The sequence below is a fragment of the Vreelandella titanicae genome (genome assembly GCF_014697095.1).
Lineage (GTDB): Bacteria > Pseudomonadota > Gammaproteobacteria > Pseudomonadales > Halomonadaceae > Vreelandella > Vreelandella titanicae.
Genome location: NZ_CP059082.1, coordinates 5,029,751 through 5,043,184, shown reverse-complemented (window position 1 = coordinate 5,043,184; position 13,434 = coordinate 5,029,751). Strand labels below are relative to the sequence as shown.

At 53.7% G+C, this 13,434-nt stretch carries 11 protein-coding genes; all 11 read left to right on the top strand.

The window, feature by feature from the left end:
- Positions 1 to 74: 74 nt before the first annotated feature.
- The 11 genes from yiaK to HZS52_RS23225 all read left to right on the top strand — a co-directional run bounded on the left by yiaK (position 75) and on the right by HZS52_RS23225 (position 13,432).
- On the top strand, positions 75 to 1,085 hold the full coding sequence (gene yiaK / locus HZS52_RS23275; protein ID WP_190373814.1) for a 3-dehydro-L-gulonate 2-dehydrogenase: 1,011 nt from the start codon (positions 75 to 77) through the stop codon (positions 1,083 to 1,085).
- Between the two features lie 191 nt (positions 1,086 to 1,276).
- Positions 1,277 to 2,188 carry a 5-dehydro-4-deoxyglucarate dehydratase gene (kdgD, locus tag HZS52_RS23270; protein WP_190373813.1) on the top strand — a complete coding sequence of 304 codons (912 nt, stop codon included), beginning with the start codon at positions 1,277 to 1,279 and terminating at the stop codon, positions 2,186 to 2,188.
- A 76-nt stretch (positions 2,189 to 2,264) separates the two neighbouring features.
- Complete coding sequence (locus HZS52_RS23265) at positions 2,265 to 3,320, top strand: ABC transporter substrate-binding protein (protein ID WP_190373812.1); 1,056 nt, start codon at positions 2,265 to 2,267, stop codon at positions 3,318 to 3,320.
- Positions 3,321 to 3,439: 119 nt separating this feature from the next.
- Positions 3,440 to 3,883 carry a tripartite tricarboxylate transporter TctB family protein gene (locus HZS52_RS23260; RefSeq protein WP_190373811.1) on the top strand — a complete coding sequence of 148 codons (444 nt, stop codon included), beginning with the start codon at positions 3,440 to 3,442 and terminating at the stop codon, positions 3,881 to 3,883.
- A 17-nt stretch (positions 3,884 to 3,900) separates the two neighbouring features.
- A complete protein-coding gene (locus tag HZS52_RS23255; protein WP_190373810.1) occupies positions 3,901 to 5,463 on the top strand; it encodes a tripartite tricarboxylate transporter permease in 1,563 nt (520 codons plus the stop codon).
- The gene (garD, locus tag HZS52_RS23250; protein ID WP_190373809.1) at positions 5,444 to 7,012 is read left to right on the top strand and encodes a galactarate dehydratase; all 1,569 of its coding nucleotides are present in this window, start codon (positions 5,444 to 5,446) and stop codon (positions 7,010 to 7,012) included. Before HZS52_RS23255 ends, garD begins: the two co-directional genes overlap by 20 nt.
- Before the next feature lie 53 nt (positions 7,013 to 7,065).
- Positions 7,066 to 8,391: an enolase C-terminal domain-like protein gene (locus HZS52_RS23245; protein WP_190373808.1), complete on the top strand. Its 1,326-nt coding sequence runs from the start codon at positions 7,066 to 7,068 to the stop codon at positions 8,389 to 8,391.
- A 201-nt stretch (positions 8,392 to 8,592) separates the two neighbouring features.
- A complete protein-coding gene (locus HZS52_RS23240; RefSeq protein WP_009287148.1) occupies positions 8,593 to 9,576 on the top strand; it encodes a Bug family tripartite tricarboxylate transporter substrate binding protein in 984 nt (327 codons plus the stop codon).
- A 69-nt stretch (positions 9,577 to 9,645) separates the two neighbouring features.
- Entirely contained in the window at positions 9,646 to 10,116 is a 471-nt protein-coding gene (locus HZS52_RS23235; RefSeq protein WP_190373807.1) for a tripartite tricarboxylate transporter TctB family protein, read from the top strand.
- Positions 10,116 to 11,633, top strand: coding sequence for a tripartite tricarboxylate transporter permease (locus tag HZS52_RS23230; RefSeq protein ID WP_190373806.1), 1,518 nt, complete (start codon positions 10,116 to 10,118; stop codon positions 11,631 to 11,633). Before HZS52_RS23235 ends, HZS52_RS23230 begins: the two co-directional genes overlap by 1 nt.
- Before the next feature lie 113 nt (positions 11,634 to 11,746).
- Entirely contained in the window at positions 11,747 to 13,432 is a 1,686-nt protein-coding gene (locus HZS52_RS23225) for a thiamine pyrophosphate-binding protein (protein WP_190373805.1), read from the top strand.
- The last annotated feature ends 2 nt before the right edge of the window (positions 13,433 to 13,434 follow it).

The following is a 13,434-nucleotide window of genomic DNA, read 5'->3' as shown; positions in this document are numbered from 1 at the left end:
TGGCCGCCATTCGAGGCGGCTGGGGTGTTGAAGCCCACTCGCGGAGTGGGCTTTTTTAATGGTGGGGGTAAGTGATGGCTAATATCGATTTTGAGACGTTGCGCAGTACGATTGAGAAATCACTATTGAAGGCGGGGCTAAAGCCCTCTGATGCTGAGACCTGCGCGCAAATCCATGCTGAAAGTACCCGCGACGGCGTACATTCGCATGGTATCGGGCGGGTTCCACGCTTCATTGAGTACGTCGGGAAAGGCTGGGTCGATATCGACGCTAAGCCAAGCCTTGTCCAGCGATTGGGCGCGATTGAGGTGCTCGATGGAGGGTTTGGAATAGGTGTGGTCAATGCACTTCATGCCACAGAGCGTGCCATGGCGTTGGCGCGTGAACATGGTATGGGGCTGGTGGCGTTGCGCGATACAACCCACTGGATGCGGGGCGGAAGCTATGGCTGGCATGCGGTTGGGCAGGGGTTCGCTACGATTATGTGGACCAATACCGAGTCGTGCATGCCTGCCTGGGGTGGTGCTTCCCAATCGATTGGCAATAACCCGTTGGTGATGGCCGTACCGCATAACACCGGGCCTCTGGTGCTCGATATGGCGATGTCTCAGTTCTCCTATGGGAAGCTGCAGACGACTCAGCTGAAGGGCGAGCATTTGCCCGTTGATGGCGGTTTTGATGAGCGTGGAGAGTTGAGCCGTGATCCTGCGGCGATCGCTGCGACGCGGCGCTTGCTGCCGACCGGGTACTGGAAAGGCTCTGGGTTGTCGATTCTACTGGATGCGTTAGCAGCACTGCTCGCTCAAGGGCGTCCTAGCCATGCCATTGACAAGGTTCAGCGCGGCAGTGGTGGTGGTTGCAGCCAAGTGTATATGGTCTTTGACCCTGAGCAACTCGGCGGCCGCGAGGCTTGCGATAGCATTGTCGAAGGCATTCAGTCTCATCTGGCCGCCGCCACGCCTGCCGAGCCGGGGCGCCCAGTGCGCTGGCCGGGCGAGTCGACCGCTAATCAGCGATATGGAGAGAGGCCGATTGTTGTCGATGACATGCTATGGCGCTCTGTTTGCGAGCTGGCGGGTGATTAGCTAAAGGCGTTTTAATCCTCAACAGGTTTACAGAGTATGGCTGCTACTTTGGTTTAAATTTCGATAGTTCTGCTTGCACCCTGCTAGCAGGATACTTATCTTCTAAGTTGTATGATGTATGACATAAGGTTGTTGGCTAGCAAATGATGTCTGCTCATTCAGTGGTCAACACATTTTAAAGAGGGCGCAAAGTGACGTTTTCAAGACAAGAAGTAACAAAAGCCATCGGCGATGGTCTGCTATCGTTCCCGATTACCGATTTCGATAGTCAAGGTCGTTTCGATGAAGCGAGCTACCGCAAGCGGCTTGAGTGGTTCATCAGCCACGAGATCTCGGCGGTCTTCGTCGCGGGTGGCACGGGGGAGTTTTTTAACCTGTCACTTGATGAGTATCGCGAGATTGTTCGCGTCGCCGTCGAAGTAATCGATGGTCGCTTGCCTGTCATTGCCAGCGCGGGCTTAAGCGTTGAAACCGGCAAGGCCTTTGCAAAAGCGGCCGAAGAAGTGGGCGCTGACGGCATTCTACTGATGCCGCCATACCTTACCGAGTGCCCGCAGGATGGCTTGGTGGAGTATGCCCGCCAGATTTGTGATGCCACGTCAGTCAACGTGATTTATTACAACCGCGGTAATGGCATTTTGAATGCTCATTCTGTTCAGCAGCTCGCCGACCAGTGTCCTAACTTGGTGGGGCTAAAAGATGGCAAAGGCGATATTCAGGCGCTTAACAAAATCGTCAAAACCGTGGGTGACCGCTTGGTGTATATCGGTGGTGTACCCACAGCTGAAATTTTTGCCGAGGCCTATGTCTCCATTGGCGTAAATACCTACTCATCGGCTGTTTTCAACTTCGTGCCGGAGATGGCGGTGAAGTTCTACAAGGAGTTGCGTAAAGGTAATAAAGACGTTGTGAAACAGATCACTAACGACTTTTTTATTCCTTTCGTAGACCTCCGGGATCGAAAAGCGGGCTATGCCGTTAGCCTGATCAAAGCAGGCGCAGACATTGTTGGCCGTCCCGCCGGCAGTGTTCGCGCGCCGCTGACAATGCCAACCCAGGCGGAGTGTCAGGAGCTTAAAAAGTTGATCGATCGCGTTAAATAGTAATAAAGCGCCAAATCACTAAGCCATTAAACCACTGAGCTATAACAATTTAATAACGAGCGAAAGAGGTGAAATTATGCGCATTTCCAATAGATTAATGACAAGTGTCGGTTCCGCAGCGCTGATGGCAGCATTGAGCGTCAGCGCTGGCGTAGCCATGGCCCAAGATGGCCCATTGCGGGGCAATATTCGTGTTGTCATCGGCTCAACGTCCACAGGCGGGGATACGTATCAAAACTCTACTATTGTGGTGGATGAGCTAGCTGAAAGGCTGGATCTCAACATGAAGGTGGATGCCGTTGGCGCAAGCTCTGCTTTTCGCACACTTGACCGGGACTCTCGCGGCAATACGCTGATGATCTTCCATGATCAGTCCTATCTTGGCCATCTGTATGGCGTAGAAGGATACGACGATATTTTTGAGCAATATACCGTCGGGCCGACGCTTGCAATCAACCCAGGCAATGCCTATCTGGTGCCCAAAGATTCACCTTACCAAACCCTTGATGACATCATTGCTGCAGTAGGCAATGGTGAGACTGTGCGGGTCGCTATCCAGCCGGGTGGCGTATCGGAGATTGGTTTCAGTGCCCTGAAAAATGCCATCGCTATTGAGCATCCTGGTCAGGAAGACAACCTAGTTGCTGTCAATACCGGTTCTCAATCCGACAAAAACCAGCAACTTTTTGACGGCCAAGCCGATGTGATTAATGGCACCGTGCAGGCTAACGAGCAGTACACGCGGTTACCTGAAGACGACCAGAAAGCGATGCGTTTTGTCTGGTTGACGGCCCGTCAAGATACCATTGAACAGGCTCCGGAAGAGGGGCTTGGCCAAACGTCTCGTGAGCAACTGTTGGAGTATGTAGAGCCAAACGTGCACGTCACAATGGGTGATGATGAGAGCTTTACATTCGATAAGGAGTTCTTCTTCCTCTACAACAAAGACATGGATCCAGCGATTGTTGAGCAAATCGATGAAGCGCTAGCGGATATCTATGCGGAAGGTGAAATCCAGGAGACTCAGAAGAACGCTTTCTTTATCCCCAACTTCAAGCCTTCTGATGAAGCCTCTGAGTATCTTGCCGAGAAAATGGCTCGCTACGAAGAAATCATCAGCAACATCAAGTAAAGGATATGGCACTCGCTGCGTGGGCGGCGGGTGTCTCTCCTATGCGTGAGCCGCTATAGAACCGCTATAGAAAGAACAATGGTAAGCAGGATACCCTGCTGCTTATGCCCGGAGCTGTTATGGAATCAGGTCTTTCAAGTCTGCTTAGTGTCTCCATCGATTTCGAGGCCTCCCACCTGTTTTTCCCGAGGATTATTCACTGGATCATGGCGGGACTCTTTGTCTTGATTTTAATGACAAAGGTCGCTCCCTTCATGGCATCAGTGAAACGAGGAGAGCGCACACTGCCCATTGTGGGTGAGGCTCGAGATAATTTCCGTTTTATTGGCACTCTCGTCTTGATCGCGGCGTATTTTTACTTCATGGCCGTAGTGGGCGATATGTTCCCCTACACAGGCTATGGCTTCCTGCTGGTATCGATGGTTTTCGTTCTCCTGATGTCACTGCTCTATCTGCATGACTGGACGAAAAAGGCGCTTACCATCGTCGTGGTCAATGCCATCGTCGCCCCTAGTCTGGCCTGGTTCGTTCTCGCCAAGCTGTTCACTATCACCTTACCGTGACCGGAGCGAGTGCCACCATGGAATTCCTCTCACTTCTCGATATAACCTTCTTTTTACTCGCCGGGTTCGGTGCTCTGGTCGGCATCATCTTCGGCGCGATCCCCGGCATGACCGCCACCATGGCAGTCGCTGTTTGCTTACCGCTCACCTATGCCCTTGGGCTACACCACGGTCTGGCGCTGCTACTGGGGCTGTACGTGGGGGGGATCTCGGGCGGTATGGTGCCCGCCGTTCTGCTCAATATTCCCGGCACTCCTTCTTCCATTACCACCACCTTTGATGGCTACCCGATGGCTCAAAAGGGTGAGGGTGAGAAAGCGCTGAAGATCTGTGTCATCGCTTCAGTCGTCGGCGGGCTTATTAGCGCCGCGATACTGTTCTTGTTTGCGCCTCTGCTGGCCGATTTCTCGATCAAGTTCTCTTATGTAGAGAAGTTTTTGATCATTTTATTAGCGCTGAGTGTCATTGCTTCGCTGTCCAGCAGCATGCTGATTGGCATCTTTAGTGGCGTTATCGGCATCTGGTTGAGCTTGATTGGCGACTACAGCATCTCTGACGGCGGCAATGGCAAAACCCGGCTGATGTTCGACTTCATGGAACCCTACTTATTTGAAGGGTTTTCCCTGCTGCCGGTGCTGATCGGGGTGTTTGGTATCTCCACGATTCTGCTTGAGGCGGAAAAGGGGGCGAAGAGTGATTTAGCTAACCAGCGCATCAAACTCAGCAAGGGAGCAGGCTTTTCACTTTCGATCTTTAACGGTCGCCTGACTAACCTGGTGCGTTCGTCCTTTATTGGCACCTTCGTTGGCATGTTGCCTGGGGTCGGTGGCAGTGCCGCCTCCGTGCTGGCGTATACCCAAGAGAAAAACTTAACCCGTGATTCATCGCAAATGGGTAAAGGGGCGCCTCAGGGGCTTATTGCCTCGGAGTCCGCCAATAATGCGTTGACCGGTGGGGCTTTGATTCCACTGCTATCGCTAGGTATTCCTGGCGACTCGACGACGGCTGTGTTGATCGGTGCGTTCACCCTGCAGGGCATCCAGGTAGGGCCGCTATTTATTCCTGAGAATACCGAGACCTGGTACGTCATGATGACGGCTTTGGTGTTCGCCAATATCGTGATGTTCTTCTTAATGTTCTATGCCATTAAGTACATCGCCAAAGTGGTGATGGTGCCAAAGCATATTCTCTTCCCCATCATTGTGATGATGTGTGTAGTGGGGGCCTATGCCATCAACTACGGAATTATGTTTGACGTCTGGACGCTGCTTATTTTCGGCATTTTAGGCTACCTGGTGCAGAAAATTGGTTTGGAAGTGGCCCCGCTCATTATTGGCTTTATCTTGGGCAGCCAAGCCGAGGTCTACTTCGTCAAGAGCCTGGAGTCGTTCGGCACTTTCTCGATCTTTTTCACCAAGAGTCCCATCGCCATGGTGCTGTGGGGGTTGATTGTCGCCTCGGTAATGTTCGCCATCGTCATGGGCTTCAAATCCCGCGCCAGGCAAAAAATGGAGCTGACCCAGGTAACTGGCAGTACACGCACAGCCTCAGGAAAGGGTCATGAAACAGACAACGACTAATACGCGCGTGATTCGCATACACCCCAACGATAATGTCGCCATCGTGGTTGAGCCGGGCGGTCTCGCTGAGGGTGCCGTCATTGAGGGAGGAGTTACCACCACAATGGCTGTCCCCCAGGGGCATAAGGTGGCCCTTGTCGATCTGGCGGAGGGGGGGCGCATCATTCGCTACGGTGAAGTGATCGGTACGGCGGCCACGACTATTCCCCGAGGTGGCCACGTCAGCGAGACCAACTTGCACATGCCAACACCACCGCCGCTTGCGGATCTACCGCTGGCGACCCGGCCAGCACCGAAAACCGAGCCGCTTGAAGGGTATACCTTCGAGGGCTTTCGTAACCCTGACGGCAGTGTGGGCACCAAAAATGTACTGGGTATCACCGCCAGCGTGCAGTGTGTCGCCGGTACCGTCGACTTCGTCGTGCAGCGGATCAAACGCGAGCTGCTGCCGCGATTTCCCAACGTGGATGATGTGGTGGGGCTTAATCACTCATATGGTTGTGGGGTCGCCATTAATGCGCCTGCGGCTATTGTGCCCATTCGAACGCTTAAAAATATCGCCCTGAATCCCAACTTCGGCAACGAGATAATGATCATCGGTTTGGGGTGCGAGAAGCTGCAACCCTCGACACTGCTGTCCGATCGACCGGTGAAAATTTATGAAAACACCGAGGCGGCCGACCCGGAAGCCAACGTGTTGAGCCTTCAGGATGACTCTTTTCAGGGCTTCGGCGAGATGGTCGAGGGTATTTTGGCCATGGCCGAACGACACCTTGAGCGACTCAATCGACGCCAGCGTGAAACCTGCCCGGCGTCCGAGCTCGTCGTCGGCATGCAGTGTGGCGGCAGCGATGCCTTTTCGGGGGTGACAGCTAACCCTGCGGTGGGCTTTGCAACCGACTTGATTGTGCGAGCGGGTGGCAGTGTGATGTTCTCAGAGGTTACCGAGGTGCGCGATGCCATACATCTGTTAACCCCGCGGGCTATTGACGAAGACGTGGGTAGGGCACTGATTGAGCAGATGGCGTGGTACGACAACTATTTGGCTCAAGGCCAGGCTGATCGTAGCGCCAACACCTCACCGGGCAACAAGAAGGGGGGGCTTTCCAATATCGTTGAGAAGGCGCTGGGCTCGGTGATCAAGTCGGGCAACTCGCCGATTGTCGATGTCATCGGCCCTGGTGAAAGGCTACGCCGTAAGGGGCTGACCTTCGCCGCGACCCCGGCCAGCGATTTCATCTGTGGCACGCTTCAGTTAGCCGCAGGCATGAATCTGCAGGTATTCACCACAGGTCGGGGTACACCATATGGTCTAGCCATGGTGCCGGTGTTGAAAGTTTCCACCAACTCAGCTCTGGGAAAACGGTGGCACGACATTATCGATCTCGATGCGGGGCGCATTGCCACCGGTGATGCCAGTATCGAAGAGGTGGGCTGGGAGCTTTTCCACCTCATCCTGGACGTGGCCAGCGGCCGCCAACAGGCCGCTGCCGACCGACTGGGAATTCATAACGATTTGGTGTTGTTTAATCCTGCGCCAGTGACTTGATCACCTGAATAAAGTTTCAACTTGGGTCAATAATAAGTAGAGGTTTACGAGATATGTTTCCAAAAATTAAATCAATGAAAGTGGTACCTGTCGCTGGTTACGATGGTTTCTTATTAAATCTCAGTGGTGGTCATGCCCCCTGGTTTATCCGCTGTGTGGTCATCCTTGAGGATAATGCAGGTAATCAAGGCGTGGGTGAGATCCCTTCCAGTGGCGGCATTCTTAAGGGGCTGGAGCAGTGCCGTGAGCTGGTGGAAGGCTCGCCGATCAATAACATCAAGCAGACCCTCAATCAGGTTCGCCTGCGATTAGCCCAGAACGGACGCGAGGAGCGAGGCCGACAGACGTTTGATTTGCGCGTAGCGGTACACGTGATCACCGGAATTGAGTCGGCGCTGTTAGACCTCTATGGGCAAGCACTACAGCTACCCGTCGCCGACCTGCTGGGGCAGTACGGCCGTCAGCGTGATGAAGTCGAGGCATTGGGCTACCTGTTTTTACTGGGTGACCCGGGCAAGACAGACCTGCCATACCCTAACGCGTATAACCCACAAGATAGCTGGGATGAAATACGCTACCAAGAAGCGCTAACACCCGAGGCCGTGGCTCAGTTGGCCAAAGCCGCTTATGAGCGCTATGGGTTTAAAGACTTCAAGCTAAAGGGCGGTGTATTACGTGGGGAAGAGGAGGCTGATTGCATACGGGCGCTCCATGAAGCATTTCCCGATGCTCGATTGACGCTTGATCCCAACGGTGCCTGGAAACTGGATGAAGCGGTGCGCGTGTTGGAGCCTATCAAGCATCTGCTCAGCTATGCTGAAGACCCCTGTGGCCAGGAAGAGAGCTATTCAGGGCGCGAGACTATGGCAGAGTTTAAGAAGCGAACCGGCCTACCCACCGCTACCAATATGATTGCGACCGATTTTAAACAGCTGCAGTACGCCGTTCAGCTCAATTCGGTGGATATACCTTTGGCAGACTGTCATTTCTGGACCATGCAAGGTGCGGTAAAAGTGGGTGAGCTTTGCAACGAGTGGGGCATGACCTGGGGCTCTCACAGTAATAACCACTTCGATATTTCGCTCGCCATGATGACCCACGTTGCAGCGGCTTGCCCGGGTGAGATTACCGCGATTGATACCCATTGGATCTGGCAAGATGGACAGCGAATCACTAAAGACCCATTGCTCATTCGCGATGGCAAACTCAAAGTGCCCACCACCCCAGGGCTGGGGGTTGAGCTTGATGAAGAGAAGCTTATGGAGGCGCATAGTCTTTATAAATCGTTGGATACCACACAGCGAAATGATGCTATGGCGATGCAGTTTTTGATTCCTGGGTGGGAGTTTGATCCTAAGCGTCCCGCACTCGTTCGTTAAAGTACTTTCTCGATGATGGATTTAGCCAGACGTATTACCGATAGAGAGATGTGGTCAGTTAGGTAAGCGCTCGACTTTGGTCTAGTTTTTACATCTCTCTATTGTAGCGCTAACAAGAACACACTAAGTTTCATGTTGTATGATGTATGACTTGATCATAAGAAATAGTTTGCTGATAGGTTTTAAACCAAGGAGTACACAATGTACAAAAACAACAAAGCCCTGCTAACACTGTCCGCTGCCGTCGCTTTATCCTCACTAACTGGCGTGGCGCTTGCTGACTACCCCGAGCGCGATATTCGCGTGATTGTGCCTTGGGGGGCCGGAGGGGGTACCGATGGAATCGTTCGAAAACTGACCACCATCGCTGAAGAAAATCTTGATGTTTCCATGTATGCAGAAAACATCGAGGGTGGCGTGAGTGCCACTGGTATTGGCCAGCTTATGAGCGCCCGGCCCGACGGCTATACCATTGGCGCGTTAACCTACGACAGCCTGGTGACCGTGCCTTGGCAAGCCATGCTGCCCAGTTACGATATTGATAAGTTGAAGCTGATTGCACGAGTAACAAGCGAGCCCGACGCTATCGTTGTTGACGCCGATTCCGACTATCAAACGATTCATGACCTTATTGAAGCGGCTAAGGCAAATCCTGGTGAGATTCGCGTAGCCATTCAGAATCTTGGCGGGCGTATCCATCTAGCGATTCTACAGCTTCAAGAGCTGACCGGTACGGAGTTCCGAATCGTCTCTTATCCTGGAGGAGCTGCTCCTCAGAAAGAGGCCATTCTGTCCGATGAGGTCGATGTTGCACTTACCAGCCTGGGCGATTTTTCCAATCTCCTGGAAGATGGCACCGTACGCGGTCTCGTTGAGTTCTCCGATACGCAAAACCCGACGTATCCCGATGTGCCTACCACCGCTGACGAGGGGATCGACCTCCAGATTGGCAGCTTTATTGTGTTCGCCGCACCAGCAGACACCCCGGAAGAAGCCATTAACGTACTGGAAAGCGCTTACAAAACGGCTTACGACAGTGATGAGTTTCAAGAGTGGGTTGCCAACGTTGGTGTTACGCCGAACTGGCTGGGTACCGATGAGGTGACTGTCTGGGCTGATGAAACGGCCGAGTCACTGTTCAGCGAAATGGATGCGCTGGTAGAAGCAGGCGTGATGTCCAAGTAACTCGCTACTCAAAGAGCGTGGCGCCGGTTACCGGTGCCACGGCTAACTCAAGCAGAGGATTTTGAGTCAATGAACAACGTCGAACGCTTTAGAAGGTCGGCACTACTGTTTCCAGTCTTCTTGCTGATATTGACTACGATCTACCTAGCGGAAGCCTTGAGCATACGCTCTCAGTTTGGTGGTGACACCATCGTGGGGCCACGCTTTATGCCTATCCTGATGGCGTTCATCATGTATGCAGCGCTGATAGTCGTAATCGTAGGAGAGTGGCGCAAAGAAGCAGAGGCGGCTGCTGGTGGCTCTCTGCTAAGGCCATTGCTGATTGTGGTGGCGACAGGCATCTACATCGCCTTGTTTCGTCCCTTGGGTTACGTGCCCGCTACGCTGGGTTTCGTGGTAGCCCTCTTTCTTATCTTTGACTTCGAAAAACATCGGCCCGCCTTCTTTATATTTTATGTGATCGCCGTTACAGCGCTCTTTTACGGACTATTTGCCGGTATTTTCGGGGTACGGCTGCCTCCCCTGTTAGGAGGATTCTAATGGAGACCTTTGTTAGTTTCCTGGGCGGTTTTGAAGCATTGCTGAGTTGGGAAGTGCTTGGCTTCATGATTGCCGGTTTCTTGATTGGTACCTTTTTCGGTGCCATGCCAGGCCTCACATCAGTGCTAGCCATTGCGCTGTTGTTACCTATTACCTATACGATCGACGTAGTACCTGCGCTGGTCATGTGTGCCTCAATCTTTATGGCGGGGATGTACTCCGGCAGTATCACGGCTACAACCATCAATATTCCCGGTGCGCCGTCCTCGATGATGACCGCCGTGGAAGGCAACGCCTTGATGTTAAAAGGGCAGGGCGCCAATGCGCTGGGGCACGCGGCGCTGGGCTCGATGATCGGTGGGTCAATCGGCGCGTTACTGCTCATGGCGTTCATGCCCATTGCCGGTGAGCTGGCGCTGCTGATCCGCACCCCAGGGAAGTTCTCACTGGTGCTTTTTGCGTTGGTGGTGATCATCATTGTCGATAAGGGCGCTATCGCCAAGGGCATTGTCGCTACGACGCTGGGCATCATGCTGGCTACCGTGGGAATAGATGTGCTCCAGCCAATTCCGCGCTTTGAGTTCGGCACTGAACTGCTGGTGGAAGGTATCGGTTTGATGCCGGTGGTCATCGGTGCGTTTGCGGTCAGTGAACTACTGGTACAAGCGCAGAACTGGAACCTCTCTCTGGAAGGCTCCCTGAATAGGGCGAAGGGCTTAAAAATACGTCGGCGCGATTTTATTCCCCCCTGGTCTGAAATCCGCGAAGTGGGCTTCTTTACCTATATTAAGAGCGCCTTTATTGGTTATGCGATTGGCATTTTACCCGGCGCGGGTGGCTCTATGGCCGCTTTTGTGGCTTATGCTGATGCCAAACGCGGTTCGAAGAAGCCTGAGGAGTATGGCAACGGCAGTCGAGAAGGTATTGCCGCGGCTGAATCGGCGAACAACTCCATGTGTGGCGGTGCTTTTGTGCCAATGTTAATGTTCGGGATTCCGGGCGACCCTACCACAGCTATTGTACTTGGCGTTTTGGTTATCAATGGTTTACAGCCAGGGCCACGTCTCATTGAACAGCAGGCTGATCTAATAGCGCCCATGTTTGCCTCTTTGTTTGTGAGCGCCTTGATCCTCATCCCGCTGACGCTGTTCCTGTTCGGGCCGTACTTTATTCGTATCGTCTCAATCTCCCGTGGTCTGCTCTACAGCGCCATCGCCGTGGTAGCGCTCGTCGGAAGTTATGTGGCGACCTACTCAATTTTTCAGATGTTTTTAGCCCTATTGTTTGGTGTGTTGGCTTTCTTCCTGCGCAAACATAACTACTCGGTTGTGGCCATGTTGCTAGGCTTCATCTTGGGGCCGGATCTGGAGCAGTATTTGCGACGCTCCTTATCGTTCAATGACGGTAACCCGATAGTCTTTCTGACGAGTTTAGACAGCCTTGCTTTCCTGGCATTAACCGTCGTTTTCGCCTATCTGATTCTGCGCAAGAAGCCGAAGCTTGATGCCATTCCGTGATCTTAATAAACATTTGTACACAACAAGATTGGTTTCTGTTACTCGCTATGCGCCTCCTGTATTGATCATCACGAACGGCTGGGGGCGCTCTTCTCTGCCATTAGGATGCCAACATGACAACAAAAACTCGCCCACTACCGCGTACCGGGGGAAAAGTACTGGTTGACCAACTCCTGATCCACGGGGCTGATAGTGGCTACTGTGTGCCCGGAGAGAGCTACCTGGAAGTGCTTGATGCGCTTTATGATCAGCGTGAACACTTCACCCTCTACAATGCGCGGCACGAGGCCGGAGCGGCGAATATGGCCGAGGCTTATGGCAAGCTGACGGGGCGCCCTGGAATTTGCCTGGTGACACGCGGGCCTGGCGCTTGCCATGCCGCTATTGGCGTTCATATTGCCCAGCAGGATTCGACGCCAATGATCCTGCTGATCGGCCAGGTCGACCGTGGCTCGATGGATCGGGAAGCGTTTCAGGAAATTGACTATCGGGTGATGTTCGGCGGTATGGCTAAGTGGGTGGCACAGATTGAGGATGCTCGCCGAATTCCCGAATACATGGCGCGCGCCTTCCGGGTGGCGACATCAGGCCGGCCTGGCCCGGTGGTGCTGGCGCTACCTGAGGACATGCTGACCGATATCGTCGAAGTGGAAGATGCGCCACCCTATTTGCCATCACGGCCGGGCGTTGCTGTAGATGAAATCGAGAAAATTGCTGCCCTGGTGTCCCATGCCGAACGTCCGTTAATGTTGGTAGGCGGGTCGGGGTGGACGGATGAGTCCTGTGAGCAGATACGCACTTTCGCTGAAACTAACGGCATTCCAGTGGCCTGCTCGTTTCGACGTCAGGACATCTTGGACAATGCCTCGAACTGCTATGTGGGCGATTTCGGTACCGCTGTGGTGCCTTCATTGATTAAACGTCTTGCCGAGGCTGACCTAGTGTTGGTCGTCGGTGCCCGACTCGGCGAGATGACTACCAGAACCTATACTACGCTAGCTTCTCCTACCCCTAGCCAGACACTGATACACGTACACATCGACCCGGATGAGATAGGCCGGGTGTTTAGTCCGGCGCTGGGCGTTGTTTCGGCCCCTGATAAGCTGGCCGCAGCGTTGGCCACTCACGACTGGGGGCAACGCAGCCGCTGGAGTGAGTGGTGCAAAACGCTTCGTGATGAGTATCTAGCCGATACGCTGCCCCCACCGCACGACTACCCACTCGATATGGGTGCGGCAATGCATGCGTTGCGCGACAGCCTGCCGAAGGAGTGTATCGTCACTCTAGACGCCGGAAACCACACCGGATGGGCGCAGCGCTTTCTGGCTTACCAGCGTCCTGGTCGGATTATTGGCTCCACCTGCGGTGCGATGGGGTACTCGGTTCCTGCCGCCGTGGCGGCCTCTTTACGTGAACCCGAAAAGTGTGTGCTGGCGTTTGTCGGCGATGGTGGTTTTATGATGAGCGGTATTGAGATTGCCACCGCCGTACAGCATGGCGGGCGGCCCATCGTACTGCTGTTCAATAACGGTACTTACGGTACGATTCGTATGCACCAGGAGCGTGAACATCCCAACCGCGTCTCGGGAACCGACCTGGTGAATCCCGATTTCGGCCAATTGGCAGCAGGGCTTGGCGCGCATTTCGAACGTGTTATCGATACGGCCGCTTTCAAGCCCGCTCTGGAGCGGGCCATGGCCTCGGGTCGCCCTGCCGTGATCGAGCTTGTGACTGACCCGGAACGTATTTCAACACGCACTACCGTCACAGCACTGCGTTCAGCTAAAGCTCGTTCATAAAG